Source organism: Bacillus sp. SIMBA_008 (assembly GCF_046535495.1).
Classification (GTDB): domain Bacteria; phylum Bacillota; class Bacilli; order Bacillales; family Bacillaceae; genus Bacillus; species Bacillus subtilis.
This window is the reverse complement of record NZ_JAWRWL010000001.1, coordinates 484,553-509,955: the sequence shown is the minus strand read 5'-3', so window position 1 is coordinate 509,955 and position 25,403 is coordinate 484,553. Positions and strand designations below refer to the sequence as shown.

At 38.9% G+C, this 25,403-nt stretch carries 38 protein-coding genes and 2 pseudogenes; 5 read left to right on the top strand and 35 right to left on the bottom strand.

Translation table 11 applies throughout. From position 1 onward, the window contains the following. Nucleotides 1–527 precede the first annotated feature (527 nt). A complete protein-coding gene (bsrH, locus tag SB658_RS02685) occupies nucleotides 528–617 on the top strand; it encodes a type I toxin-antitoxin system toxin BsrH (protein ID WP_074794433.1) in 90 nt (29 codons plus the stop codon). Between the two features lie 371 nt (nucleotides 618–988). Here bsrH and SB658_RS02680 read toward each other — a convergent pair whose 3' ends face one another. From SB658_RS02680 to SB658_RS02530, 31 genes are all read right to left on the bottom strand, one after another. Further along, nucleotides 989–1,432, bottom strand: coding sequence for a phage tail tube protein (locus tag SB658_RS02680; RefSeq protein ID WP_015714312.1), 444 nt, complete (start codon nucleotides 1,430–1,432; stop codon nucleotides 989–991). A gap of 2 nt (nucleotides 1,433–1,434) precedes the next feature. After that, on the bottom strand, nucleotides 1,435–2,835 hold the full coding sequence (locus tag SB658_RS02675; RefSeq protein WP_015714313.1) for a phage tail sheath family protein: 1,401 nt from the start codon (nucleotides 2,833–2,835) through the stop codon (nucleotides 1,435–1,437). After that, entirely contained in the window at nucleotides 2,836–3,027 is a 192-nt protein-coding gene (locus SB658_RS02670) for a YqzN/YkzM domain-containing protein (RefSeq protein WP_032679171.1), read from the bottom strand. It lies immediately after the preceding gene. Beyond that, a complete protein-coding gene (locus SB658_RS02665) occupies nucleotides 3,024–3,461 on the bottom strand; it encodes a phage tail terminator family protein (protein ID WP_015714315.1) in 438 nt (145 codons plus the stop codon). Before SB658_RS02665 ends, SB658_RS02670 begins: the two co-directional genes overlap by 4 nt. Nucleotides 3,462–3,473: 12 nt before the next feature. After that, on the bottom strand, nucleotides 3,474–3,977 hold the full coding sequence (locus SB658_RS02660) for an HK97 gp10 family phage protein (RefSeq protein ID WP_015714316.1): 504 nt from the start codon (nucleotides 3,975–3,977) through the stop codon (nucleotides 3,474–3,476). Then, nucleotides 3,974–4,336 carry a YqbH/XkdH family protein gene (locus SB658_RS02655; protein WP_015714317.1) on the bottom strand — a complete coding sequence of 121 codons (363 nt, stop codon included), beginning with the start codon at nucleotides 4,334–4,336 and terminating at the stop codon, nucleotides 3,974–3,976. Before SB658_RS02655 ends, SB658_RS02660 begins: the two co-directional genes overlap by 4 nt. Further along, on the bottom strand, nucleotides 4,333–4,728 hold the full coding sequence (gene yqbG / locus SB658_RS02650) for a protein YqbG (RefSeq protein ID WP_015714318.1): 396 nt from the start codon (nucleotides 4,726–4,728) through the stop codon (nucleotides 4,333–4,335). The genes SB658_RS02655 and yqbG overlap by 4 nt, the downstream gene beginning before the upstream one ends. A gap of 4 nt (nucleotides 4,729–4,732) precedes the next feature. Then, nucleotides 4,733–5,044, bottom strand: a complete 312-nt coding sequence (locus tag SB658_RS02645; RefSeq protein WP_015714319.1) for a YqbF domain-containing protein — start codon at nucleotides 5,042–5,044, stop codon at nucleotides 4,733–4,735. Nucleotides 5,045–5,054: 10 nt separating this feature from the next. After that, nucleotides 5,055–5,990 carry a phage major capsid protein gene (locus tag SB658_RS02640; RefSeq protein WP_015714320.1) on the bottom strand — a complete coding sequence of 312 codons (936 nt, stop codon included), beginning with the start codon at nucleotides 5,988–5,990 and terminating at the stop codon, nucleotides 5,055–5,057. Nucleotides 5,991–6,008: 18 nt separating this feature from the next. Continuing rightward, nucleotides 6,009–6,983 (bottom strand): XkdF-like putative serine protease domain-containing protein, encoded by a 975-nt coding sequence (locus SB658_RS02635; protein ID WP_015714321.1) that lies wholly within the window; start codon nucleotides 6,981–6,983, stop codon nucleotides 6,009–6,011. Nucleotides 6,984–6,988: 5 nt separating this feature from the next. After that, complete coding sequence (locus SB658_RS02630) at nucleotides 6,989–7,555, bottom strand: hypothetical protein (protein ID WP_015714322.1); 567 nt, start codon at nucleotides 7,553–7,555, stop codon at nucleotides 6,989–6,991. Between the two features lie 42 nt (nucleotides 7,556–7,597). After that, complete coding sequence (locus tag SB658_RS02625) at nucleotides 7,598–8,515, bottom strand: phage minor head protein (protein ID WP_015714323.1); 918 nt, start codon at nucleotides 8,513–8,515, stop codon at nucleotides 7,598–7,600. Then, nucleotides 8,512–10,044 (bottom strand): phage portal protein, encoded by a 1,533-nt coding sequence (locus SB658_RS02620; protein ID WP_015714324.1) that lies wholly within the window; start codon nucleotides 10,042–10,044, stop codon nucleotides 8,512–8,514. Before SB658_RS02620 ends, SB658_RS02625 begins: the two co-directional genes overlap by 4 nt. A gap of 3 nt (nucleotides 10,045–10,047) precedes the next feature. Then, entirely contained in the window at nucleotides 10,048–11,343 is a 1,296-nt protein-coding gene (locus tag SB658_RS02615) for a PBSX family phage terminase large subunit (protein WP_015714325.1), read from the bottom strand. Continuing rightward, nucleotides 11,336–12,055 (bottom strand): phage terminase small subunit, encoded by a 720-nt coding sequence (gene terS / locus SB658_RS02610; RefSeq protein WP_032722175.1) that lies wholly within the window; start codon nucleotides 12,053–12,055, stop codon nucleotides 11,336–11,338. The genes SB658_RS02615 and terS overlap by 8 nt, the downstream gene beginning before the upstream one ends. A 523-nt stretch (nucleotides 12,056–12,578) precedes the next feature. Next, the gene (locus SB658_RS02605; protein ID WP_032722176.1) at nucleotides 12,579–12,767 is read right to left on the bottom strand and encodes a hypothetical protein; all 189 of its coding nucleotides are present in this window, start codon (nucleotides 12,765–12,767) and stop codon (nucleotides 12,579–12,581) included. Nucleotides 12,768–12,911: 144 nt separating this feature from the next. Continuing rightward, complete coding sequence (locus SB658_RS02600; RefSeq protein ID WP_032722177.1) at nucleotides 12,912–13,367, bottom strand: hypothetical protein; 456 nt, start codon at nucleotides 13,365–13,367, stop codon at nucleotides 12,912–12,914. Nucleotides 13,368–13,457: 90 nt separating this feature from the next. Next, nucleotides 13,458–14,111, bottom strand: coding sequence for a hypothetical protein (locus SB658_RS02595; RefSeq protein ID WP_032722179.1), 654 nt, complete (start codon nucleotides 14,109–14,111; stop codon nucleotides 13,458–13,460). A gap of 66 nt (nucleotides 14,112–14,177) precedes the next feature. After that, entirely contained in the window at nucleotides 14,178–14,384 is a 207-nt protein-coding gene (locus SB658_RS02590) for an XtrA/YqaO family protein (RefSeq protein ID WP_032722180.1), read from the bottom strand. An 81-nt stretch (nucleotides 14,385–14,465) separates the two neighbouring features. After that, nucleotides 14,466–14,894: a RusA family crossover junction endodeoxyribonuclease gene (locus tag SB658_RS02585; protein ID WP_032722181.1), complete on the bottom strand. Its 429-nt coding sequence runs from the start codon at nucleotides 14,892–14,894 to the stop codon at nucleotides 14,466–14,468. Nucleotides 14,895–14,989: 95 nt separating this feature from the next. Beyond that, nucleotides 14,990–15,139, bottom strand: coding sequence for a hypothetical protein (locus tag SB658_RS02580; RefSeq protein WP_074794430.1), 150 nt, complete (start codon nucleotides 15,137–15,139; stop codon nucleotides 14,990–14,992). Further along, nucleotides 15,130–16,071 (bottom strand): ATP-binding protein, encoded by a 942-nt coding sequence (locus SB658_RS02575; RefSeq protein ID WP_074794427.1) that lies wholly within the window; start codon nucleotides 16,069–16,071, stop codon nucleotides 15,130–15,132. The genes SB658_RS02580 and SB658_RS02575 overlap by 10 nt, the downstream gene beginning before the upstream one ends. Beyond that, nucleotides 15,953–16,630: a DnaD domain protein gene (locus tag SB658_RS02570; protein WP_116758330.1), complete on the bottom strand. Its 678-nt coding sequence runs from the start codon at nucleotides 16,628–16,630 to the stop codon at nucleotides 15,953–15,955. Before SB658_RS02570 ends, SB658_RS02575 begins: the two co-directional genes overlap by 119 nt. Nucleotides 16,631–16,706: 76 nt before the next feature. After that, a complete protein-coding gene (locus SB658_RS02565) occupies nucleotides 16,707–17,561 on the bottom strand; it encodes a recombinase RecT (protein ID WP_015714338.1) in 855 nt (284 codons plus the stop codon). A gap of 2 nt (nucleotides 17,562–17,563) precedes the next feature. Next, entirely contained in the window at nucleotides 17,564–18,520 is a 957-nt protein-coding gene (locus SB658_RS02560) for a YqaJ viral recombinase family nuclease (RefSeq protein ID WP_015714339.1), read from the bottom strand. A gap of 103 nt (nucleotides 18,521–18,623) precedes the next feature. Beyond that, nucleotides 18,624–18,818 carry a YqaI family protein gene (locus SB658_RS02555; RefSeq protein ID WP_003229905.1) on the bottom strand — a complete coding sequence of 65 codons (195 nt, stop codon included), beginning with the start codon at nucleotides 18,816–18,818 and terminating at the stop codon, nucleotides 18,624–18,626. Then, complete coding sequence (locus SB658_RS02550; RefSeq protein WP_120028409.1) at nucleotides 18,778–18,951, bottom strand: hypothetical protein; 174 nt, start codon at nucleotides 18,949–18,951, stop codon at nucleotides 18,778–18,780. Before SB658_RS02550 ends, SB658_RS02555 begins: the two co-directional genes overlap by 41 nt. After that, nucleotides 18,948–19,205, bottom strand: coding sequence for a YqaH family protein (locus tag SB658_RS02545; protein WP_015714340.1), 258 nt, complete (start codon nucleotides 19,203–19,205; stop codon nucleotides 18,948–18,950). Before SB658_RS02545 ends, SB658_RS02550 begins: the two co-directional genes overlap by 4 nt. Beyond that, nucleotides 19,202–19,771 carry a helix-turn-helix domain-containing protein gene (locus SB658_RS02540; protein WP_015714341.1) on the bottom strand — a complete coding sequence of 190 codons (570 nt, stop codon included), beginning with the start codon at nucleotides 19,769–19,771 and terminating at the stop codon, nucleotides 19,202–19,204. Before SB658_RS02540 ends, SB658_RS02545 begins: the two co-directional genes overlap by 4 nt. Nucleotides 19,772–19,844: 73 nt before the next feature. Further along, nucleotides 19,845–19,985: a hypothetical protein gene (locus SB658_RS02535; RefSeq protein ID WP_003229902.1), complete on the bottom strand. Its 141-nt coding sequence runs from the start codon at nucleotides 19,983–19,985 to the stop codon at nucleotides 19,845–19,847. 29 nt (nucleotides 19,986–20,014) lie between these two features. Then, nucleotides 20,015–20,245 (bottom strand): helix-turn-helix transcriptional regulator, encoded by a 231-nt coding sequence (locus tag SB658_RS02530; protein WP_004398958.1) that lies wholly within the window; start codon nucleotides 20,243–20,245, stop codon nucleotides 20,015–20,017. 176 nt (nucleotides 20,246–20,421) lie between these two features. On the opposite strand from SB658_RS02530, the gene sknR reads away from it, so the two are divergent. After that, complete coding sequence (gene sknR, locus SB658_RS02525) at nucleotides 20,422–20,772, top strand: transcriptional regulator SknR (RefSeq protein ID WP_004398704.1); 351 nt, start codon at nucleotides 20,422–20,424, stop codon at nucleotides 20,770–20,772. Between the two features lie 266 nt (nucleotides 20,773–21,038). Here sknR and SB658_RS02520 read toward each other — a convergent pair whose 3' ends face one another. Both SB658_RS02520 and SB658_RS02515 read right to left on the bottom strand, forming a co-directional pair. Then, nucleotides 21,039–21,206, bottom strand: coding sequence for a hypothetical protein (locus SB658_RS02520; RefSeq protein ID WP_003229900.1), 168 nt, complete (start codon nucleotides 21,204–21,206; stop codon nucleotides 21,039–21,041). A gap of 355 nt (nucleotides 21,207–21,561) precedes the next feature. Then, complete coding sequence (locus SB658_RS02515; RefSeq protein WP_004399117.1) at nucleotides 21,562–22,098, bottom strand: ATP-binding protein; 537 nt, start codon at nucleotides 22,096–22,098, stop codon at nucleotides 21,562–21,564. Nucleotides 22,099–22,366: 268 nt separating this feature from the next. Here SB658_RS02515 and SB658_RS02510 point away from each other — a divergent pair, with 268 nt between their 5' ends. The 3 genes and pseudogenes from SB658_RS02510 to SB658_RS02500 form a co-directional block, all read left to right on the top strand. After that, a complete protein-coding gene (locus SB658_RS02510) occupies nucleotides 22,367–22,885 on the top strand; it encodes an ImmA/IrrE family metallo-endopeptidase (protein WP_015714342.1) in 519 nt (172 codons plus the stop codon). Beyond that, a pseudogene (locus SB658_RS02505) lies at nucleotides 22,885–23,283 on the top strand (sigma-70 family RNA polymerase sigma factor); the annotation flags it as partial. The gene SB658_RS02510 and the pseudogene SB658_RS02505, both read left to right, overlap by 1 nt. Next, a pseudogene (locus SB658_RS02500) lies at nucleotides 23,283–23,348 on the top strand (hypothetical protein); the annotation flags it as partial. The pseudogenes SB658_RS02505 and SB658_RS02500, both read left to right, overlap by 1 nt. Nucleotides 23,349–23,376: 28 nt before the next feature. On the opposite strand, the gene yrkQ reads toward SB658_RS02500, so the two are convergent. Beyond that, nucleotides 23,377–24,675 (bottom strand): two-component system sensor histidine kinase YrkQ, encoded by a 1,299-nt coding sequence (gene yrkQ, locus SB658_RS02495; RefSeq protein ID WP_003246194.1) that lies wholly within the window; start codon nucleotides 24,673–24,675, stop codon nucleotides 23,377–23,379. Then, entirely contained in the window at nucleotides 24,662–25,357 is a 696-nt protein-coding gene (yrkP, locus tag SB658_RS02490) for a two-component response regulator YrkP (protein ID WP_021480140.1), read from the bottom strand. Before yrkP ends, yrkQ begins: the two co-directional genes overlap by 14 nt. Nucleotides 25,358–25,403 lie beyond the last annotated feature (46 nt).

Here is a 25,403-nt window from a genome sequence, read left to right as displayed (position 1 = left end):
ATTTTAGAAAGAAAGACACAAACGAATCAAAAGACATTGCAGTGTCTAAAGTATGTTTGTGTCAACAGACGCGACGGGTGATTAGTCCGAATAAAAGATATAAACGGAATATTCGCCCGAATAGACGCTTTAAAAGGAAAAGGTAGCTTCGTTTATAAGAGCTAGAGTGTTGCAGCACCCTGGCTTTTATATTTTATGCATTTCTCATGAAAGAAATACACGTTAACAAGTTGTATTGTTGTAATTGGTACCAACTATAAGCTTACACCAGTAGTTGCAATACTTTTGCTTGGTACCATTATAACATGAATATATATTGATTATATAATTATTTGTATCTTTTATTCGTTACTTTTTTTATCTCAGATCTCAAAATGGCCTTATCTTTAGAAGTCTTCACCCTATTTCTTTTATGAAAAACTCCTAGGATTTCGAAAGTGTTATGGTACAATATGGTTTAGTATAAATGAATATTGGCTTTCAACATCTCAAGGGCGGTCTGGCTCACTCCCTCATGAAAGGGGGTGATGCACTTGTCAACATTTCAAGCATTAATGCTTATGCTTGCTTTCGGGTCATTTATAATTGCCCTGTTGACTTATATAAAGAAAAAATAGACCCACCCCTTGAGCTCGGCAAAGTTAAAGGGTAAAGTCTATCCTAAATACTTTCATGAAGTTGTTAAGCCAGCCCTCTTGATGGGCCAACATTTATACCGACCCGGCGGCAACCGGGTCTTTTTTATTTTATGCATTTCTCATGAAAGAAATACACAGAAATCCAAGAAAAAGAAATGCATTACATTGATATTCGTGAATACCTTTGCCAATAGTATCAATAGTATTTATACTACTATTTTAACCACTTTACCACAGCGTTATCAAGTGGTAATGTACTAGATTTTCTTAGATTCCATTAGCTTTCCCTAGATTCTACGAGTTCCGTCTAAAATTTTTCAAGAAGAATTGAAATGCATTACAGTTGATTCTTAAAAAGTTTCCTTAAGCTTTTCAGGAACATCAAAATCCTCAAAGGTAAACGGCACTTCTTCTTCCAATGCTTCAGAATCAACATCAAGCCCAGCGATTTTCGCAGAATCAAAGTTTACATCGTACAAGGTGACTCGTTCAGTACCACGTCCTGAAGAAGCATCATCCAGAACAGCTTGTAAGGTGAAATAAGGATCGCTTCCCTTTTTCACATAGTCCATCATAATAAGAACAAATTGAGAAGTCACTTTATAAAAAGTGGCTGTTCCCGTTCCATTTGCTCCGGTCGTTTTGTGCCCCGTCATCCGACGACCCATGATATTGACCTCGGATTTGTTTTTCTCTACATTGGCTTCAAACGTTTTGATATGGGCCATTTCTTCTCCATCAAGAAACAACCTGCCCTCTTTACCTGAAATGGTGTTTTGCGCTTTTAATGCCATTCCTATTTCACCTCAACATTAAAGTAGAACTTTTCAGCTGCATCCACCGGTTGAACTGCTAGATCAATCAGGAAGCCGTCACGATCATTATTCAGAGCAATTGTAATGTCATTCTCTGAATCAAAATCAGTAATGCCCCCATTATCTTGAAGAACACTCAAGTATTGAGTAATCAGCGTTTTTACAAACTGTAGTCCGTCATTTGTAGCAGGAACGTCACTGCCGCTTGCTTTGCGAGACTTGATCAATGCTTTCAATTGAGATGTCAGGTCATTATTGATTGCATCAAGTACACGGACAATTTTGTTTTTCTGGAACATCTTATTTTTCTCTGCTGTTAGGCTTGTGAGTGAATTAATGTCCTTTTCAACCGATACTGATTTATCACGAGAATCATAAGTAAACAAGAATTCGCCATTTGACAATCGTTCAACGATTTCATCGTTGTCAATTCGGTTAAGGACATCTACAGCTCCCTCGTATTCTACAAATGTAAGTGATTGATTAAATGTAGCCCCCGCACTTGCGCCTGCAACCCAAGCAGTAGCTTTTTCAGGAGTGATCTCCGTTCCGTCTTGAAGTAGGACGCCACCAGTTACATTGATAATACCCTCATGGTCTCCCTTGTAATTTGAAAGTACACCTTGAACCTTTTGCCCTTGGTTGTCTCTCAGCCGTTTGATAAACGCAACAAACGTTGCTTTTAATTGCTCGTTATCCTCTACAGGCAGTGCAATTGTGTCAAAGTATTCCGTTTCAGCCGCTTCCAAGAAAGCTGTATAATCAGCATTGGTCGGTGTTTTGTCTGTTCCACCTGACAAGCGGATTCCGGAAGTTGCCGGAAGAGCACCGCTGACGTCTTCAGGGGCCGTACCGGTTAACGGAATAGTGACTGTTAAATCCCCTTTCCCCGTAAACGTGACATAGTTATTTTGTTTAAGCTCTTCAGCTTTAGACACTGTTTGTTTATCCACTTCTGACTGATCAAGGTAGGTAGTGACATCAACTTTCGAAGAGTCAATAACGTTTTCTGTAATACTGATAATGATGTCATTCCCCTTTGTGCCGCCATAAAGAGCAGTAGCTTTTACACCTTCGCTAATGTCTGCTGAGGCACGAAGACCTTCCGTCAGACGATAAAGCAAGACTGTACTTGCCTTTTTCATTGCCTCACGTAAAAGCAACAGCGAAGGATCATCAATGTTCAACCCCACTTTTTTATTCAAGTCCTCGATTGAAGAGATAGAAATGAATTTCTTAACCTCACCCCAGCTGGATGCTATCGGTAGCGCAACTGTTCCACGTTCTCCGGCAGAAACACGGTTCTCCGCGGTCGTTTTAAAGTTAAAGTAAATACCGGCACGCTCTTTTTCCTTGCCGGGTGTGAATGTTCCGCCGTTCATCTATTTGACCTCCTTTTGAAGAAACTGAGTAATCAACTTCTTCGCTTCCGATTTTGTAATACTTGTTTTATGAACATGAAAAAGAGCACCGTCAAACACCTCGGGTCTTACCCCAAAGAGCTCTCGACTGTGCTCTCGCAAATCCTTAATATAAAAAGCATTTTCTGCTTTCTCTTTTTTAGTGGCCATCATTTCACCCCACTTTTAAATTTAAAACCATCAATTGAACGCTGTTCTTCCTGCTCATACCAATAGCGGCTCGTCCAGTTTAAGACAATGGTGGCGTAATCATCTGATACCCGCGTTTCTATTCGAGATAGGCGAATAAAATCCCCCGTATCCTCGCCAGATTCTTGTATAAGCGGAATTATGCCCCTTCTGCTTCTAAGTGTATCCGCAATCCTTTCTGCTTCATTATGAGCCTTCTGTGCGTTTTCGTGAAAGAGTTTTACGTTTAAAACATAGGCTTTCTGAAACGTAGATACTGTGTCCGCCCCATCGACCGTTGAAGCCGGTGGAAAGTAAAGAGACGGAACAGCAAAGTCCTGCGGTATTCCTTCTTCATACACTTGAACAGGATACAGTTTGTATAGATAGCCCATAATTGAACCTACTTCTTGATTCATGGCAGCACCGCCTTAAAATTCTTCATCGATCCATTGTTGCAGCTTCCGCTCAAGGCTTCTCTCAAACATCAACTGAAAAATAGCCATGGCGTTATCCCAAAAACCAGAACCGTCGATCCACTGGAACCTTAGCATCATTCCGGAATTTCTTTCAGCAGGGTCATACTCAAAACGGTCGCCTTTCCACCGCCCTGGAACCCACCGTCTATCCTGATTTTTAGACGGATCGATAGTAAAGTGACCATCATTGACGTATGAGGCGTATTCCAGATTTGTTCCAACATCCAACTTTAAGCTGCCTTTTGTCATTGAAAAGATATTACCCTGGTCACCTTTCTGAAAGGAATTAAGCAAGCGGCGTGTGTCTACCGTCTTCGTCCTGATAATTTCATCTTGAATAATGTCTAGGAACTCAAAACCCATAGCTTCAAGCCACTCCTCGTATTTCCCTTTCAATTCTCCACGAGAAGCACGGTTTAATGACTGAATGAACTGATCAAGACCTTTGATCTTCACAAATATTCAACCTCCCGTACTGCCGTAACTTCCCAATGATGATTCCTGACTTTGCGGGGCTTCTGTAATTTATAAGCAGTACCATCCCAAACCGCCCTGTCATTTACTCGAATATCAGCAGTAGCAGGGAAATGCACAAGGAATGATTGATAAATAGCTACATTCGGTTCTTGTTGGATAATGGACTGACTCTTTTCTGTAAAATAACACGGCTGATTTTCTATGTCCGGCTCATCAGGGTACGAAAAAGCCGGTTGAACATCTTCAACCGGCACCCCGAATTTTTGCTGTCTATTTTCTTTTTTCTCCTGTAGATGGTAAATGTCACATCTGTGAGTCAATAAGGATTGATAACTCATATTGATCTCATCCGCACTTTCGCTTCAATCCCTTCTAAATCAGGGTCAGCCGGTTTCACATAATCTTTTATTAATGCATACACATCAGGTTTTTGAAGAGAACTGCCATCCCCCAGAGTATATGAATAGTCACCAATTTTTTCAGTTGTATATCCTTTAATAATTGACTCGTCGCCATTTATAAGAGCATAAAACTGAGACAACTTTAATAGGGCCAGTCGAACCGTTTCAGGCAAAGGAATATACTCTGCATCTGTAAAATCATGTCCAACTTTAAGAATGATATCGGCAGTTGCCTCAAGTATATCCTGTTTTAACAACTCGTCAGGCCTGGTCTTTACAGACTCAAAAACTGAATAACTCTTTAATTCATCGGGAGTGATTAACAGCATAAGGTCACTCCCCTTTGTTATCTATTTCGTTAAGGATGTAGGCAATTCTTTCATCTGCGTTTTTGAAGTCAGACGGATTGCCACCAAGATTAGAAATAATGGATTCATGCTCTGCTTTATTCATACCTTTCAATTCCGATTCAGTATAATTTATCGGATCATCCTTTTGATTCTTAAGATCTTTATCTAGCACAAAATATGGATTTTCATTTAAATACTCATAGAGTTTTTTCGATACTGTTTGACTGACACCTGATCGAAAGGTAACTCCCATCACATTGTATGTTTTGCCTTTAATAAGCTTTGCAGTATACACGCCAGACCACCTACTCCTTCACTTTCACAATCTTGGCTACTGCGTCTTCTTCTTCAAAAACACTATCCAATTTCGCTGTCAAAACGATGATAAACATACGGCGACGGATGTCCTTATCTACTTCAATCCGAATGTTACGAGAGAATCCGAGAATAATATTCTTCGGATGAGTAAGGATGATATCAGAAACATCTGTGGCTGTATCTCCTTCTCCAATCGTATAAGGTTGTAAGTTCGCAATACCTTTGACCGGAACACCAAACGCAGAAGAAAGACCACCTTGAACAGCTGCATCCCCTAAGTTCGTTTGACGATCCGCTACACGATCTTTCCATTCAACCTCAATACCAGGCGATGTATAGAAACGGAACTCCTGCGGAATTCGCAAATATTTAGGAGGTACAGCTTTGTATCCTCGCTTGAACGTTTGGCGTGTCAGTTCCTCACCTGCAGCATCGACAATATGAGATGTAGCTTGTTTTCTGATGCCATCTAATTGTGCAAGATATGAGTCGGACGAAGATGTATCACCATTTACAAGCAATTCTTCAATATCAACTGCAGCACGTTCTGCTATCATTTGCATAATTGTATTTTGAAGACCATCTTTTTCGATGTTGTTTTCAAGTGTGTCATAAGTGATGTTAACTTCAGCAATTACTTCTTTTGTGCTTAAGTTAACTGTACTAGTTGATGGAACTGACTTTTGATCTTTAATTAGCGCAACTCCCTCTTGGGCTGCCCTTAAAATACGCTGACCAAAACCGATCTTCTCGATTTTTTGCGTATCATGATCCATTTGAATAACTCGCGCATCTCTTAAAATAGTTGGCGTATCTTGTACCATTCGAATAAAAGTTGAAGCTTGAGTAGGATTCATAATCCCACCGCTCTCTAAAGTAGAAAGCGTCATTTCTGCTTTATTAATAACCTCTTGATTCCTCATTCGTATCCTCCTTATCCATTAAAACAACCCTGACCAGATTGATTTTTGAACTTGTTCAGAACCCGATTCTTCAGTTTGCTTAGATGTTCCCCGGCTTTTTTCAATTGCTTCAATACGATCAGCGAGTGGTTGAACAGCTTCTGAAATTGCTTTTTTCAACTTCTCGCCCTCCTTTTCAGCATCTTCTTCTATTTTTTCTTTATCTTTCTTTTTAAGCTCTTCCTCTTTTTCTAATGTCTCGAGCCGTTTCTTAATTGGCTCTAATGCTTCTTGAATGGATTTCGTTACTTCCTCCGAAGTCATTTCTTCTTCCCCCTCTTCTGTTTCCACTTGGCTCAGTAAATTTCCCAGAGCAGTATGAGCATTTTTAATTTCTTGTAGGTTTGAAGCGGAAAACTTTCTGCCCGCCTTTGTAACTGGCTCTTCATAAGATTGCTGTTGTTTTCCAACAAAAAAGTTTTTGAGCAAATTAAAAAGCCCTTTCTCATCTGTTTTATCTTGAGAAACGGGCTTTTCTTCTTGTTTTTCAATTGTCTCAGCAGTCCCTGCCATTGAATAACCGGTAATTTCACCTTTTTTGATTTGCTCCCATACTTCCTCGGAAGCCTTCGTCACAAGGACCCATGATCCTTTTTTGATGGTTTCCCCATTCATTTCAAAGTCTGCAGGCGCGACATAGGATTCCACCACTTCACCAACGCCGCCTTGAAAATCATGCTGCTTGTCAATTTCTCGGGCATCTTTCAGGAATCCATGAGCGGCTTTTTCGATTTCTGCCGCTGTCATGAAATCTCCGTGAGCGTCCACTGTGTCTGGTTCATATACAATACCGTACACAAGTTTTTGCTCGTCCGCTTCTTTCGTAAGGACCTCGACTTCCTTTTGAAAGTCTGGCTGTTTTTCTGATTTCATAAAAAAGAACTGCTTTTGATTAGCAGCCTTGTCTACGTAGGAAACGTGTGTGATTTTTGCGTTTACCAATTCTCTTGGCATATTGTTCACCTCCTTTCAATAATTTTCTTAGATGTTTTTAAAATTAGTTCATAGTAATCTATAGCTTCTATCAAACTTAATGAATCATCTGCCTTTTTTGAGTAATGATTAACATCCAACATGAATTTCCTTAAATGATTTATTGAATTGTAAATGTTTAAATCGATTTTATATAATTTTTCTAAAGCTCTTTTTTTCTCAGACCAGCTTAACCCCTCAGGTATTACACCCTTTGACTCTATTAATCCGTCTATTGTCGTCTCGAAACTGACCCAGGAAGCTATAATACCCGCCGACGGAGAAAGCTCTGCTATATCAGTAATAAATTCCACTTCTTCACGTGCTTTTTCTAGTACATTCTCATCTTCAGAATCAGAGTCACTTTCAGATTCACCCAGTGATTTACTGACCTTTTCTAATTCTTCTTGGAAATTAATATTTATATCTTTATAGGTTAAACTCAATAATTTACCCAGTTTAGACATAAGTGTCTTTCTCAAAAGAATTACGATAATCACAATTGCAATAGGCCAAGAATTAAAAATCGTAGAAAAAAACTCTAGCCAGCTCATGACTTCCCTCATTTCTTAAAGTAATGAGGAAATTATACAATTTTATTCCATGTTTGCTAAGGCTTCTCTTCGAATCTCTTCTTTTTCATCTGCTGACAATCCCAAAATCTCGTTATCTACCACAGGCGATAGAACACAATGGCAATTTACCCGTTCCCCTGCCGATAGTTTAGGATCTCGTGGAAACATGCAGGTCTCTCCGCTACCTGGTATATGAAATTCTTCATCCACTCCAATGACTGTGCCGTCAAGATCGATGTGATTTTCACGAAGATTGTTCTTCTTCCCTCCGCTGTGCCGCCACTTCTTTTTCTTTACTGCTGGCGATTGTGCATATGATTCATGCTGCGCGGCAGAGGAAGCAGCAAGCACTTCAGTGATGGCCGTAGTACGTGCCCGGTCCCTATCAAATTGCAGCATGTCTTTGAGAGTCAATTCAATGTCCTGTATAGATAATCCCTTCTCGATAGCATCAGTCAGTACGTTTTCCACTGCTTCATGAGTATTCAGCTTCATGATCCCAGCCAACTTCTTTGACCAATCCTTAATCCAATTAACTGTACGGGTAGATAAGACTTTAAAAGGCACTTCTGGATCTATAGAATCCATGATTACTTCAGCCAGCTCTTCAATAGTCTGTTGCAGGAATCCTTCGGTAAGTTCCTGAAATTCTTCCTCAAAGTCGTCCTCGGCAAATAGGTTCTGCGTAAAAAACACTAGAAGGGCTTCTAGCGTCTCTTTTGAGTCTTTGCCTATAAAACCATTCACACCATCTAAAAACTTCTTACGCTGGCGCCTGAGTAATCTAGCGATGCCTTTTTCATATTCCTCCACATACTTGGGTATATTAGATTTGCCAGGAAAGTCAGGTACCATCTCCCCCAATTGTTTATACTGATTTTCCTTGGCTTTTTGAATAAATGCGTTCAAACTGTCCAATAGCTTATCCGCTTTGTTCATCTCTTCAAATCCTCCAGAACATCCCGCATATCTTTTAATAACCCGATCATATCAGGAGTACCGTTCTTAGATTTAAACAGCGCAGCCAAAGAATCGGAAGCGGACGACTCGTTAGTTTTACCAAGCGGCCTGTTGTATTCTTCTTCTGGCCATTCTTCAAGTGTCTTACCGAGTACTCGGCCAGCCAAATCACGTAGATCATTCGGAGAAACTGCACCTGCTGTTATAAACGGTGTTAGAACCTTAGCAATTTCTAAAGGATCTCTAAAGTCTGGCCCTTTCAACATAAGACGAACCTTATGAATTTCAAGATCATTTAGAAATAAAGCATTCAGTTTACCTGTGATCAACTTTCGTTCAGGCTGAAAGACCTGTTCCTCAGTAATCTTTCTTGCTGTATCTGCAGTCGCTCTGTTGTAATCTTGAGCTTCACCAGTATAAAGTGGAGGCAAACGAAAAGCCGATCTAATTTTATCTCGGCTCTTTTGGTCATATTCAAGAAACAAAGCATCTTCTTGAAGGATTTCAGCAAGTGATTTAATATCAACTTTTACTGGAGCAATCTCTTCATCACCATGAATGTTTTTCCCCTTCGCTATGCCTTCCGCTTCAAGTAAAAGAAACTTATGTGCGTTCTCCACTCCTTCAAGACCATTCATATAATCCTGCAATTGTGTATATGAGTCCTCTGACAACATACCATTTTCAATTGTAATGGCTGCGGGAATATGTCTACCTTGCTTGAAGTACATGAAGTTCAGCTCTTCAGCTTTACGAGCACCATACAAATTAACAATATGGCCAATCCATCTGGGCTTACCATAAGTACCGCTTCCTATCTTGAAATGAACTACTTCATTAGCTTGTTTCTCGAATGGAGTCTGCTCATCATATTGACCTGACTCCAGATTTAAAGTGCGTGGGTCCCCATACTCTTTAAAGTAAACCATACGGCCGTCAATCATCTGAACATACTTACGAAATCGTTTTTCTCTTTTGATTGATTTCATTTGTCCTTGTTCGAAGTATGTAAAATCAACTTCGATTGGTTCAGACAGTTTGCAAACCCGAACATTTTGAACGTCCATATATTCAATACCAGCTGGCTTATTTTCACCGTTTCGAATCACTTCGATAAAGCCATTTCCTGTCTTTTCTCGGTCTTCAATAACAAAGCCGAGTAAAGTCTCTGCTGACTCATCAAAGTGAAGATATTTAACGAACTCTTCAAGCTTAGTCCATTCACTTTCAGCTTCTGTTTTTTCTTCATTTGTCACATCTGGAGAATTGACATCAAACGAATACTCAAAATCAAAACCAAAACCCACAATATTTGTCCTGTAGGCATCAACACATTGCTGCAATATCGTTGAATACTCAGCAATCATCTTTAATTCTTTAAGGTTATACGGAGGCGGCAAAATATTGCTGTCATAGCTGTCCGCAAATTCATCTTCATAAATTTGTTTCGTTGATTCAGTAGGTGGAGAAGCTTTGATCACTCGTGCTTTAACAGATTGTTTTGACATGCTTTACCTCCTTCCTGGTCTTGATCTTTGCGGTCTACCTTTAGATTCTTCTTTCAAATCGGTTACCTCATAATCATCGAGAGCGTACCAAATAGCTGACAGTGTATGCGGGTCTATGGTGAACTCATCTTCTATGATGTTCCCCAGCTTATCAGTAGCATAAGTGAGCGGTTTAAGTTCATAAATCGTGTTCTCGCAACTGTCAGAGCAAATGATCTTCTTGAACCGTTTGATCTTCTTTGTGTATTGGAGACGTGATCCTTGGTACTTACGGGCACCCACCATATTGAAACCGTGTTGCTGAAAGAAACGTATTGTTTTGGGCTCTGCTGAATCCGATTTGATTAACTCTTTAGTCTCTACAAATTCCTTGAGTTCTTCGGCTGTCTTATCGTCAGTCAATCCATTTTTGTAATACTCCCAGTAGATATAGAGGTATTTCTTTTCAGGATCAACAGCAACCCTAACGACGGCGTTATACGACTCAACAAAACCAAAGTCCATGCCAACTCGTTTAAGAGGGCGGTTAATATCAGCAATAGCCTTCAAAACCTCTTCATGAGGCCATTCTTCAAACTGCGGTAGTACCCGAATTCCATTCACGCCAAAATGACCTTTCCGCGCAATTCGGTAAAGGTCAGGGTCATATTCCTTCAATTCTTCAAGTTGCTGGACATAGCTTTCTGGCAGAAAAAGATTATCATCCGCCGTTGAGTGATGATAATAGGTGTCGTTGCTAACGATTATCCGCTTTTCATAAAGCTCCTTATCATCCAGTACAAATCGTTTCTCTCGATCATCTTTAAAGAAATGTTTAAAAGTCCAATTATCTTCTCCAACTGGATTTGTTGAAAGTATCATGTGAAGCGGCAATGTCGGGTGACGAAGACGTCCTAACAGCTCCTTGAATCCCTCATACTTCACTTCTGAACATTCCTCAATCCAAATAAGCGAAATATTATTGATTGATTTCAGTTTGGCTGGCTTATCCATCCCTTTAAAGATGATGCGACTGCCATTTGAAAATCGAATCTGCATAGGAGAAGATACACACCTAACGATATGATCTAATTTCAGATCACTTACAAGTTCATCAAAAAGAGAAAATGTGGAGTCCCTATGTGTGTCGTACACTTCTCTGATAACAAGAGCAGTCCGTTTTTCTTTAAGCAATTTCAGAATAATCTTCAAAGCAACATGATAACTTTTGGATGATCCATAACCACCAACAAGAAACTGAAACTTTTGATTCCAGTCAAAGAGAAATTCTTTAAAATGTGGATTTACTTGTTTAATCACTGTCATCACCTTTGTTCACAATGGTGATTTCAAAAGGTTTATCTTCTTCTGTAAGTTCTTCAATCTCTAATTTTTTCTTGTTGATATTTAAACACATATGCTCCAATTTAAGGCGTCGTTCGTCTTCTGCATGAGCTAATTCATCAAACTGTTTAATTAGATTCCTGAGCTCCGCCATTGCCCGAGATTGAGCATTTAAGAACGTTGCATGACGATCCCAAGAAAATTGGAATTCATACTCTTCCTCTTCAACTTCGTTTGTCTCAGATAGGACAGACTTTTTCTTTTTCAATTCTTTAATCATTTCTTCCTTATCAGAAACGAACATGATCTTTTGCGCTCTAATAATCGCGGCATATTGGATCTGTATTTGGTCCCATATCATATCGACAGGTGAGCGCTCCTGAATCTCTTCCATGATGGTTAGTGTTTCTTTTGGCAGGAACTTTGAGAAGAATCCATGTATCACAGCGTTTTGATTTCCATTTGGTGCACCACCCTTATTCCCTAAAGCATTTTTGTTACCGAGTGGTGCACCTACTTTTTTTGTGTGCACACTTTTCTTGGAGGGTGCACCCTTTTTTCTTTGCCAACCATGCCGCTGTTTCCACGATTTAATGGTGTTCACTGACACTCCGTACTTCTCGGCAAGATCCTTGTATTTCATACCTTTAACGTAATCTTTATACGCCTGTATGTGCTTTTCAATCATCTACATCCACCGCCGCCTCCTTTGAATTGAGTTGTTTTGAAATCAATGTGCTGGAATAAATATAACCAGCAAAAAAATAAAAGCTCCCCCATGTAGGAGAGCGCATATGGTACTTTTTCTCGCACTTAAAGAACCTATTACAGTTCTATTTTTCGATAATCTTGATCATCTAATAGCCTAATAAGATAATTTATTTTTTTCCTTTCTTTTTTTTATGTTTATTATCAAAAAAACCAAATACAACTGCCAATGCAATAATTATCGCGACCCACCAAGACCAATCCACTTTATTACCTCTTTTCTATAAATATTAATTTAAGTAACCTGCTTAATTAGCTGCCTTCATCGGTACTGCTAATATTGATACGTTTATAATAAGTTCTAGGTTTCATTAATCATATCCTCTCTAAGCTAAGCCATTACTCAGAGGCTGTTAGTCGCAAATAATCTCTTCTAAGATAAAGGACATGGTTACATCGCAAATTAAAAGAGCATCCCGAGGGATACTCTTTTTTAATTAGTTTTATCTTTTTTTCACATCAAATTGCGTTACAAGTCGCATGTTTACATTCGCAATACGCTTACCATCTTCAAACTCATACCAATGTTCACATTCTTGCAATTCTTTTATAAGTGCTTTTTCAGATTCGGCAATTACTTTAGCTGTTCTTACATTTTCATTATCAAACCAAAAAACAACCTCAAATTTCATAATCTTTCACCTCTTGCTTTATTATCGGGCAAGAGGTCTTTAAATGGAATGGTTCGCAAAATTTGTCGAATGATTTATTATCCTGTGTACTATATAGTTTAGGTGGCTCAATAAAATTTCTGCCGCGCCGACCTGCCTCCCATTTTACACCACAGATTTTTTCAGATTCAACAAACGCTCAAAGTGACAATCTTGGCATAATTGGCTGATCAACACGTCTTTCATTTTGCGTACAGTTTCCCGTGAAAAGCCAAGATGAAGACTAATAGCACGGTAGCTCATTCCCTCCATCATGCAGTCATAAATGACTTTATGCTGCTCCCCTTTGATCTTTTCGGCACCTAGCTCAACTGCATATACTCGCTCTTCATAATACTTAAGACGTTTGAAAAGACGTTCCTCTCTCATATCCATTTGCCTCAGCTCAGCCTGACTCTTCCCAGGACTTCCTTTTGGCATAGCAGCTTCTAATCCATATTGTGCAATACCCCAATTCTTCATTGGAATTACGGAACCATAGAGTACTCTTTGCAATCGATGAACCTCTTTCACCATCCAGTGATAGCTATTGATTAGATTTTCAATTTCTTTTTGATTCATGATTGTGTCCTCCTTTTCAAATAAAAAACGGACACCAAACAAACAACGTAAATGCTGTAAGTTCAGTGTCCGCAGGCTTTCCGTCTTGGACTAATCTTTTAAATTTAATAATAAATCATTCAAATCGTAAATAAATTTGTAAACAACTTCGTGAAATTCTTTGCAAAATTCCCTATTTAGTATATGTATTCTGTCACGGTCATCAATTTCAATATAATTGGTTTTTCTAATAATTTGAATTAATTCTTTTTGCTTTGTTTCATCTGGTATCATTGTTATTATTCCTGAATTGTGAATATAACAATTTCTAATCTTAGAATAATCAACTATTTTATTCCAAACATTGTTCGAGAATATTTCTGACTCTTTAAATTTCTCATTACTTTTATATCTTAATTTAAAATAACTTTTGGCTTTAAAAATCCCTCTATCATACTTAACTTTTTCTAAAATTGCTTTATCTAAACATCTACTTATAAGGTGGTACTCTAAAAAGCTATATATACTTGTAAATACACTACTTCTCAAAATTGAAGGATATGTGATATTGAAGTCATGGTATTCATCAATATAATAATCCCAATAATCTTCTTCAATTTCTGGGCTTAATTCTTTTGCTTCATTTTCATATCGTTTTTTTGCTATTTCAAACCTATCTTCAACATCATCCAGATATTCTATAAATTCATTTAAAGGTGACAAAACTCTTAAATAGAAAACAGCACCTGATCCCTTTAAAAACATTACTATCCTCCAGCGTTTTAGTTTATTTTACTACAAACCAATTTTAAGTGCTTCTTAAAACAAAGTTTATACCACCTTAAACCCTATCTCATGATCAACCCGCGCAAAGCTCCCCTTCACAGTTTGGATCACTGTTTTACCGTGCTCAGGAGCATCTAAGACATGGGCAGTACCTTGATTCCCGTCTAAAACAATGATCTTAACTTTCCCTGGGTCAATCTTCTGCTGAATAGTGAAGTCTTTTTTGATGTTTATTTCTCTTGGATTGTACACTTGAAGCGCCCCCTATGTTATGATAGAAGTACCAGTTCATATCAAGAACACTGAGGCTAAGCGCTTCAGTGTTTTTTATTTTTACGCAGAAACCTCTTTTATCTTGATCTCCACCCTCGGCTCATCGCTATAAAACTTGCTGACTTTCAGATCCACAACCTGACTATCATCTTTGTATATCAGATGATTCAAAGCATCTTTCACACCCTTTACATAGTTATCAACGTCGGGCTTTGTGGTCGGCCTCAGAAGACCTTTTTCAGCTTTTTCTTTCTTCTTTGATGAGTTTGAAACTGATTTTGGCATTGGTCTATACACTTTGACATCCATTGCAACTGGACCAGTAATAATTGTTTCTGGGCGATGCTGAGATGCAACCAATGCCACATACTGCTTAAAGTGCTTTGATTTCGCTGGATCACGCATATGCACCTTCCCATTTCGTATTGATCCACGCGGCCGTCCTTGTGCGACTGGCTCACCATAAACAGTGAACTTAATGCAATCCAACTGTTCTTTACCTCCCGTCAAGCTGTTCCCATAGCTGAATTTCTTTTTCTATTCTCGATGCGGAGAGTAAAATTGTCAGCAGAGACACGACTGCTTTAAGCACTCAGCATCCGCTCCATTTGCTTTATTTTTTCCTTAAGTAAACGGATTGTTGGTGTAAGATCTTTACCTTCAGTTGGATTTGAAGGTCCAAATATATAAAGTCCACCAGTTGCTTTTACATTCATTTTCTCCTTCATTCCCAATCACCTAACCTATGATTTAATTGCATTCGATCGCCTTTAATAATCACTATGTAATCACGACACATCTGGTGAATACGTGAACCAAGAGCCTCGTCTATATCCAAAATCTCATCAATTGTTAACTCCGAAGAAATCAGCAAAGGCTTATGATTCAAATAACGATAATTTAGGACTGACTGGATTTGTTCAACCTGCCAGTCGGTTGCCCTTGGTTGACCGTTTATTGGTTTAAATAAGTCATCAAGGAATAGAACTTCGACCTTTCTCATGGCATCCAGTTTTGCTTCTAAATTGTCAAAGTCAGCTTTCAAATCACCCATGCCCTCTACATAAGGGAAATACATGCAGTGTACTGATTTTTTCTTGATCAGATTATTCATTATCGCCGTGAGCAAATGAGTTTTACCGCTACCTGGCTGTCCAAGTAATGCGATACTGTTTTGCCGTTCTCCTTTGATTTTTTGAAAATCTTTATAGTATTCCACTGCACATTCATAGGCGTCCTTGATCATGTCTGGCTTACCGTCCGTGATGAAGTTACCAAAGAGAAGCTTTTCAAACTCTTCTGTAATGCCACTAGCTGACATGAGTCTGGCTATTTTCTTTCGTCTCACACATTCACACTGTTTTGAATAAGTATCTTTCCATTCACTAGCTTTGTCCGGCGTGCAAACCTTCCCCAAAAGAAAATCATCTTCGAGTACCATTTCGTCTGGAACCATAAGATCTAACTGTTCATCTAAATGCCAAGGAGTATCTTTATGGACCCGATAAACGACAATTCCACGATCATTACAATAAGGACAATTAAATTCAGCCTTTTCTACGGATGCGGCCTGTTTTGTTCCCAAAAAGCGGGCTGACTTTTCCCGAAGTTCCTGCATGATCGTTTGAAATGCGGTGTCTATACTGACTGCTTTGTTTATAGCCATATTGTTTCTCCTTTCTCTTTTGAGTGAATGGATTTGATAAGATGGCTTGAACATATGACAAACTTGCTGATTTCCCCTTTAGCTGAAACGCTGTCTTGATAGCCTCCATCACTTTTTCTTCACCATAATCGTCGACCATGTATCCAATTCGCTGTGCCTCTATAGGACCGACTGACCGAGCAACTTTGTTTTCATATAGCTCAAAGGCATTTTTCATTTTGTCATCGACCTCCTGATGTTCAATCTCAGCTGGTTCCAAAGCTTTTTTCTTCATGTAATTTCCTAGCTGTATGTAGTCCGCATAATGAAGTATGGTGACGATGAACCCTCTTTTTTGTGGAAGACGGTGCAATTTGATATATCCCTGTTTCTCCATTCGGTCTAGTGAGTATTTGATCTGTGCAGCTGACCAGTTAAAATCTTTTGCAAGTTCCACAATTTTGATAATGGTCTGCCCAAGCTCTAGCTCTTGATTTGGCCTGTATTCAGCTCTTTTGAACAAGTGATCATAAATTTTTTCATCCCTAAACTCTTTGAATGGTAGTCGGGGTATGACCACATACCCCATTGCTTTTATGTCCAAGTCACTCACCTACTTCCTTTCACAGAGTGCAGTTATGTCACAGGTGCCGGCCTCAATCGAACGGAAGTTCATCTTCTTTTATGTCTACAGGCTTACCGTCAAAAGGATCAGCTTCTTGTTCGCTTGTTTTTTCCGGTTCGTCTTTGTTTGAAGGCTCGGAATCGATAATTTCTGAGCTATCCGCTTCATTGGTAATGTCAATCCGTTCTCTTGTTTTATCTTCCTCAATAACTGCTTTTTGCATTTCCACAGAGAGAATCCCCCACTTGCTCAAAACTGCTTTTAATACAGTCTTAAGAGCCATCGCATCCCAATCATTTTTCCATCCAAAATCAGATTTGCTGAATTTCTTTTTGTGTTTCTCTACTTGTGCCTTTGTCCAGTACACTGTTTTTCGGAAGCCATTTATCAACTCAAAATAAGCTGCATAACCACTTACCGCGTCTGATTCTCGTTTTTCAAAATCAATCTCGATCTCCTCAGTCAATGGATTCCACTTCTGCAATTCTCCTTCATGAATCGGTATGCAATTGATGGACTTATATTGGCCTGTTCGTAAGGCAAGCTGGATATATCCTTTGTACCCAAGCTGGAATTGAGCCTTACCTCCATAAGGAACAATCCAGGCATATCCTAAGTTTTTATCTATAGGCAGATCGAGTGTAGCTGCCACCATTGCTGAGGATATGACACTCATAGGATCTGTTTTCTGCAGCATCTGCTCGCTGTTATATAGGCTTAAGATAGAGGCAGTAAACTGTGTAGCCCTCTTCCCTAATACTTCCTCAAATCGCTTAATAACGGATGGGGAGGAAAGTAAACCCTTCATGGTTGCTCCTTGCTGTTGCACAGGTGCGCTTTTTTGTTTCTTTTGGATGTTGTTTTTAATTGATTGATTAGTAGCCATAATCAGCTAACCTCCTTGATTCTAAAACGTCTGAAATGAGTTTCCTTTTTGACCTCCTCGTAAATATCCGGAAACTGCTCTTTCAGCTTTTTCGTGTCAACTCGATTTGAGACAACAGGCTTCCAATAAGCTTGATAGTTGCCGATAAACCCATACTCTGCATCCTTCATTTCATGTTTGATCTGGTTTTCTAATTCTTTTGCCTGACTTTGAAGCTCTGAGAGCTGTTCTTTAAGATGCAAATATTGTTGAATACGTTCTCGATTAGTCGCAGTTAAATCAATAGCTTTGTTATTTTCCGTTTCGGCATATCTCTTTTTGAGGTATTCCTCCGCAGCACTTGACCCATCTAAAGCAGGAGCTTGTCCACCTAAGACCTTTTCATTCCAGAACTCAATCTCTGCTTCAAAGATCATGTCAATTAACTCGTCGTCTCTCTCAATCTCTTTCCAAACAAACTTGTTTCCGCCAATCAGCACAGCAAAGTAAGCCTTCTGATATTCAGGTCCAAGTACACCCAGGTAATGCTGGACCTGAACGATATAGCTCTCGGGGATTTCTTCGTCCTCCCATTCTTTTAAGTTGTAAGCAGAGGTTGTTTTACATTCAAGGATCGCTTTTTCACCAACGATCATTCGGTCTACATTAGCCAAAATGAAATCATGTTCTGGATGTCTAAGTATTGCTTTTTTACGTCTAACCTTCTTGCCACTACGAATCTCAAATTCTTTTGCAACAATGTCTTCAAGCAATGATCCAAAGTAAGCAGCTTCACTTTGCGATTCACTAACAGGGACCTGTCCTGTTTTGTCTAACCATAATTCAAAAGGTGTCTTCCACTTGTTTAACCCCAAGATAATGGATGCATCTGAGCCGCCAATCCCTTTTCTTCTTTCAATAAGCCATTCATCACGGCTCATTTCAGAAGTCTTAGCAAGAACCTCAGCTCTTCTTGTCATAACCCTAACCCCCATTGTTTTTATTGAGGCTATCTGATAAAATATTTGCACATGAGTTTTTTAGATAGCCTTTAAAGAAGTCCACTTTGCCGAGTGGGCTTTTTTATTGCGCATTTTTAAATTCAAAACCAAGTTGCTCCCTTAAATATCTTTCCAAGTTCTCTCTCAGAATGATTTCGCCGCCATCAATTACATAATCATCAACTGGTGTTACTTCATCACCGTAAAAATCTATTTGCACATCCGTTTCAGTCAGCTTATCGTGCCAGTTGTTTATGACCATTGGATTTTCGACCATTCTTATTCTCCTCTCTGAATTTGTCTGCACGTCTATCCCATAACAGATGGAATTCACTATTGTTACGAATCATCGCACACCATTTACGAACTTCCAGAGCAGTTGCCGGTTTATGAACAAAATGAACCATCATCCTATACACCTGCTCACTACAGTTAAGTTGATACCTTGCTGTTGCATTTTCAATGCCGTTTCATAAAGACGTCCTTTGTTTGCAAGCCGGCTAATATCCTCAGTAAGAACCTTGATGCTTCCAGCGAGACTAATCGCTTCTTCATAATCACCATCACGTAAAGCCTCTGACAGCATGATTGATAGCTCTTCTGCTGATTCGATTTTTCTTTTTGCGATAGGAACATCTGACTTCAAGAAATGATTAGTATTCATACTGAAACCGCCTGCCTTCCTTCTTGTTTTGCCATAGCAACTTGATCAACTAGAGCTTTCCGCGTCCACCTATCTGCAAGCTCCTGCATTTTCAACCCGTGAGTACGAACAAGTGAATAAATCAATGTTTTGTTAGCCGCAATCAAATCAAAAATCTGCTTAATATCAGCCATCGGCAGCTCTTCAGTTTTACCTGGTCTATTATCAGTAAGCCAACGGGCTAAATGTTTGGTTGCTTGTAATGCTTCCTCCAATTGGTGAACCATATTAATCACCGCATTACTTGCACATTCATTGAGTGCCGGATCAATAGGAGCAGCGGCTGTGGGATGAAGTTTAAATAAGTAATGAACAAGATCAATATGTTCATAGGCATCGCACTTCTCAAACCACTTGATACATAACTCTGGAGTAAGCTTGGCAAGTCCATTTTCAACATCTGAAACATACCTTTGATCCTTACCTCCGATTAACTTTCCGATTTGGTATTGGGAAAGACCTGCAGCCTTACGGGCACTACGCATAATCTGCGGTAAATTCCGCATGTTGTATGGGTTGTTCTCCATATGTTTGCCTCCTGTTATATTAGGTTTTTAGTTTTAAAATTGAAGTTGAAAGACCATGCTGTTTATAAATGACTTAGGCTGATTCCTTTTTATTTTTTTGCGCAAGCTTCTCTTGGTGTTCATTCATACGCTGAACAAGTATGCCACTGAGGTATTTGTAGGCTTTGGCCTCTGCCTGTTCAAACAGTGGTCCTTTTTTCAAGATGACTTTCATAATTAAAAGGCCTCCTTTGTGAATTCTAATCATGCTGAATCCTTAGAATTATGTTTCGTTTCGTTACATACATCCTCAAAAAAAATAGTCCAGTCAAAGCCTAATTTCTCTCCTATTTTTTTTGAGACAATAACACTAGGCTTCCTAGTACCATTTTCTATCATGGTGTAGTATGCTCTACCAATCTGTGCAGCTTTGGCAACTTCTTCTTGAGTAAACCCTTTTTCTAAGCGGTTTTTCTTAAGCCATTTTCTCATCATTTTTCACCCCCTTAATCAGAAAATGTAACGTTTCGTTACTTAGATAATAGTATCGATTCGTTACATTGTCAACACATTTTCATAAAAAAAGTATCGTTTTGTTACCAAAACTTATATGTAACCCTTTGTTACGTTACAATGAGATATAGAATAAAAACAAAAGTCAGGTGATTAATATGTTCTCCGAGAACTTGAAAAAGTGCAGAAAACAAAAGAAACTAACCCAACAAAATATGGCTGATAAACTTGGAATTACTCGGCCTGCCTACACCGCCTATGAACTAGGTAGTCGTGAGCCTGACTATAAAACCTTAATTAATATTTCAAACATACTTGATGTTTCTTTGGATTATCTTCTTAAAGGAGAAAGCAATGAAAAAGTATTTCAGGATGAAGCAAAAAAAGTGTTAAACGATCCTGAAACATTCCTTGCAGCAAAAGACGGTGAGGTAACAGATGAGATCTTACAGGCTGCTTTGGAGATTATAACGGAGCAATTAAAAGAAAGACGGAAATCAGATAAATAAACGCAGTTAGTTTATTATTATTTATTTCTGTTTATTATGTTTAATTCTGTTTACTAATAAGATTTAGATTCTCATTTATATTTCATTCATACCCTCATTTAAAAAGTGATTTTGAATCCTTTACAAACCCTTACGTGACAAGGGTTTTTGTTGTTTTTCTCATTTATATTTTCATTTATGTTTCTTTTATATTCTCATGTAAAAAAATTGAGCGTTTATTGTGAGGGAAATTGCAGAGTATCGAAATGGGAAAAGAGGGCTTCTTGTTAAAAACCTTGCAAAGTGTATGTGAAAAAAATAAACAATACAATTATCGTAACAACAATAATTGTTTCTTTAATAAAATTTTTATTATCTTCATTCTTTTGTTTCTTTTTTTTAATCTCTTCTCTGTATTTTCTTTGAACCTCTTTCTTCTTATCATTATTTTTCATGATTAAACTCCTTTGAAGTCCATTTATTCCCTTGCCCCTATCATTTGCAATTGTAATAATTCACTAATGATTACACCAACAAAAAAGGATCGGCAAGTGCTTTTCACTCAATGGTAACCAACATAAGCACTAGCTGGACAGGTTTTAGGATGTATCTAATCGTTGAGGTTCCATTTCCTGCAACTGATCCAAAAACTTCCTTATGAAGAACAATCTCTTCTCTGTTGTGGGGATGCTACCAAAAATAGTAGGCAAATTGATAGCGGTATTAAAAAAACAGCTCATTAAATGCCATACTGGAACTGTCTTTGATTTTTGGATTTATTTTCTGATGCAGCTATTGCTATCCGTTAGTTTAATTAGAACTCAGATAATCCAAGACACGGTCAACTCTTTCATTGACTGAGCAGTCGTCTTCAATCTTTAACACTGGACAAGATAAATCTGCCATCCAATGTTCATGCAAAGCTCTACTTCTAACTTCCATTCCAGCATTATCATATAAAGAAGCCCACTCTAAAAATGTTTTTGATTGTTCATATTTACTGCCACCGGCTAACACTTCGTTTCCATAACGCTGAAATTCCCTGTGCCTTAGTCTCTCAAGCCGTATATCTTGTGGAATCCATAAGAAGACGACAAGGTCAAAATAACTTTTTAGATTATCGCCCCAGCCACACACTGCACCAGAAAGAATCCATTTTTCATTGATTGTTAAGTCTTTTTCAAGCAACTTTCTTCTTTCAGGAATTTCTCTTTTTTTAGTGAATTTGTCTAACCAATAGTAATTATCAGTATCAAGATGCGTATGAGGCAAACGCTTTGATAATGCAGCACCCAATGTTGAAGTTCCGACACCAGAGGCTCCCAATATGTGAATATTTTTTTTCATACTTCCCCTCCTTATTAAGCAACCAAACTCCCTGTTTGTTGCATAACGTACTTACTATTATTTTGACATAAATCCCTAAAAGACCTTTACTTTTCGAGGGAAATCCAGATGCGTGTTAAAATCATAATACTTACGAAAACAGTCATGATTAAACGGATTCATATTCCATCTCCTTAGACGCATTTTCCTATGAAAAAAGTCTTGATTTCCATATAATATTTAAACGAATCCAATTTTTAGATTGTCGTCTTTAAGGAGGTTTTTCATCTTGAGGTATACAAACAGTCATTTAGAGGATTGGATTGAAAACTTATACAAGAAGATTGATATTACAGAACCAGAACAAATTAATTTTGAACGGATTGCCGAGGCTTTAGATATCAGGCTTTCGTTTAAACCTGTTACAAGCTTCGCACTTAAACACAGCGGGATTTATAATATATGCTTGGACAGCCGAAAAAGCCGAACTGAACAATGGTATGATTTCGCTCATGAATTTTGCCATATATATAGACATGAAGGCGATAAAAAAACAATGCCTGCAACTTGGACAGATTATTTAGAGTGGCAGTCCAATTATTTTACATATCACTTTTGCATTCCAACTTTCATGTTGCGTAATATTAATCTTTCGTACATACAATCACATGCAATTGAAAATATAGCTTGGTTATTTAAGGTATCCCCTTCGTTTGCGAAGAAACGTTTGAGCATTTATTACAGGAAGCTGACTCAACCTTTATTTAATCAAACAGTTACGGGAAATCTGTGCACCCCCCTTTTGTAATTAATAATGAAATCCTCATGCATTTGCGCGCATTGAAAAAAACAAAAAAAGACGTCTCCCTTCACGATCCGATCGGGCAGGATAAGGAAGGGAATGAAATAAGCCTGATTGACGTTTTGAAATCAGAAAACGAAGACGTGATAGATACGATCCAGCTCAATATGGAGCTTGAAAAAGTGAAACAATACATTGACATTTTAGATGACCGTGAGAAGGAAGTGATTGTCGGGCGGTTTGGACTTGATTTGAAGAAGGAAAAAACGCAGCGAGAGATTGCCAAAGAACTCGGTATCTCACGCAGCTATGTATCGCGGATTGAAAAACGGGCGCTGATGAAGATGTTTCATGAGTTTTATCGGGCAGAGAAGGAAAAGCGGAAGAAGGCGAAGGGGAAATAATGCAGAAGAAGCCGGATCTCATACTCCGGCTTTCTCTATTTGAAAGAGTTATGAAAATCATTTTTCAATATATTCGTGGTTTTTATTCTCAGCCTACATCTTGGTGTTCCAAAATCGTAGCACAATGTAGTACTTAGAATTCTTTTGTATACTGTGAAACTGTCCCTGCATGCGGGACATCATTCGCGCAATGCTTCTTTCACCGAGTCCGTTGCTTTCCGGTGTTATATCTGCAAGTTTAATCGTATTGCTAACATGGATCTCAAATATCTCTTGATCCGATACAAACGTGATACTGATTTTTTCTTCCGGATCTGCGTATTTCAATAAGTTTGACATCACATTATCAAATACACGACCAAGCTCCTCCAAATTCACGTTAATATAGGTTTCCGGCAGCTCGCCTGAAATATGGACCCGAAAATGCTCCTGATGAAGGATAGCAATCTGATCTGATATTAGATCGTAGATCACTTCTTTCACTGCAACGGTCTCCAGATCGGCCTCATATTCCTTGTTCAGCAGGAAATACGCAAACAGATTGTCAGACAAGCTTTTTAATTGCAGTGCTTTACCATAAGCATTGGCTACATACCGATCTTTGCTGGCACCCGCTTCGCCTCCCTCTTTTTTGGCAAACTCCAGATTCATGATCAGCGACGTCAGCGGTGTGCGCATATCGTGCGACATTTCGGTAACCAGGCTGCGGCTCTCAGCTTGCAATTCCTCGATAGCTTTAAGTTTATCCAGGAAAGCTTTCCGCAGATCCTCAATGCTCTTTGCAATCATCGCTAATTCATCATGCCCTTTTATCGTCATCTCGTAGTCCAGTTCGCCCCCTTCAAGAATATGAATCTCTTGATGAATCGTTTTAAGGTAGCGAAGACTTTGGCGAATTCCGAAGAGAACAATGATTAAAAAGATGAGGGTTGCCCCGAGCAAATCCAATGCAAAGGCCAGATCATAATATCGGGAAGAGTAGAAACCGTCGATAATGACTCGTCCTTCACCATCGCTAAACTTGACAGGATGTGAATGATTTTGAGCGTACTGAGTCAGCTTTTCCTTTCCATAATCCGATTCGGAATAAATAGAATCATATTGCAGCTCCTGATCCTTGAATATGGTGAGGTTAATGTAATTTTCTTTTTTGACCCACTCGCCAAACGCTTTTCTATCTGATGTAGACAACTCATTTTCTGAAACGTACTTGCTGAATTTTTGAATGTATCTTGCTGACTCCTCGTGATAATACTCTTCCGAACTCAGATATCCCTCGATCAGATCATCTGTGATCTTTTGCAACGTCAGAAAGATCACACCACTCACAATCGCAGCAACCATTATCAGCAAAGCCAGTTTTTTGGTTAGCGTAAATTTAAGATGCGCCAAATCGATATCCTCTTCCCCATTCAGTTTTTATATAAACCGGACGTGCCGGATCATCCTCAATTTTGGAGCGCAGCTTCCGTATATGCACCATCACCGTATTGTTGGAACAGTAAAAGTAAGGCTGTCCCCACACACTCTCATATATATTTTGGGCAGAAAATATTTTGTTGCGTTTGCTCATCAGAAGTTTCAGGATACGATACTCCAGATCTGACAACTTGATTTGCTTCTCCTCTTTCCACACCTCATTAAATTCTTCGCTCACTCTTAGTTTGCCCCCGATAAGAAATGTTTCTTCCTGTTCCTTCTTTTCCTGATAGATAGTATATCTGCGTAATTGAGCAATCACTCTAGCGTGAAGTTCCTCTTCCGAGAATGGTTTAGTCATATAATCATCGCCGCCGGCGAGTAACCCCTCAGTTTTATCGAGTGTACTCGATCTGGCCGTCAGAAACAGAATCGGGACGTTAGAGGATTTCCTGATGTGCTGACATGTTTCAATTCCCGAAATGCCTGGCATCATAATATCCAAAATAACCAAATCAAGCGAGTCATTCACAAGTTGCAATGCTCGCTTTCCATCCTTGGCTCTTAGCACCTCGTAACCTGCACGTGTAAGGGATTCCTCCAAAAGATCACCAATATCCTCATCATCCTCTACGACTAATATTCGATAGGCCATGTCTCTCTCACCTCATGATTCTTGTTGTTATTTCTCGTGTGTCCTT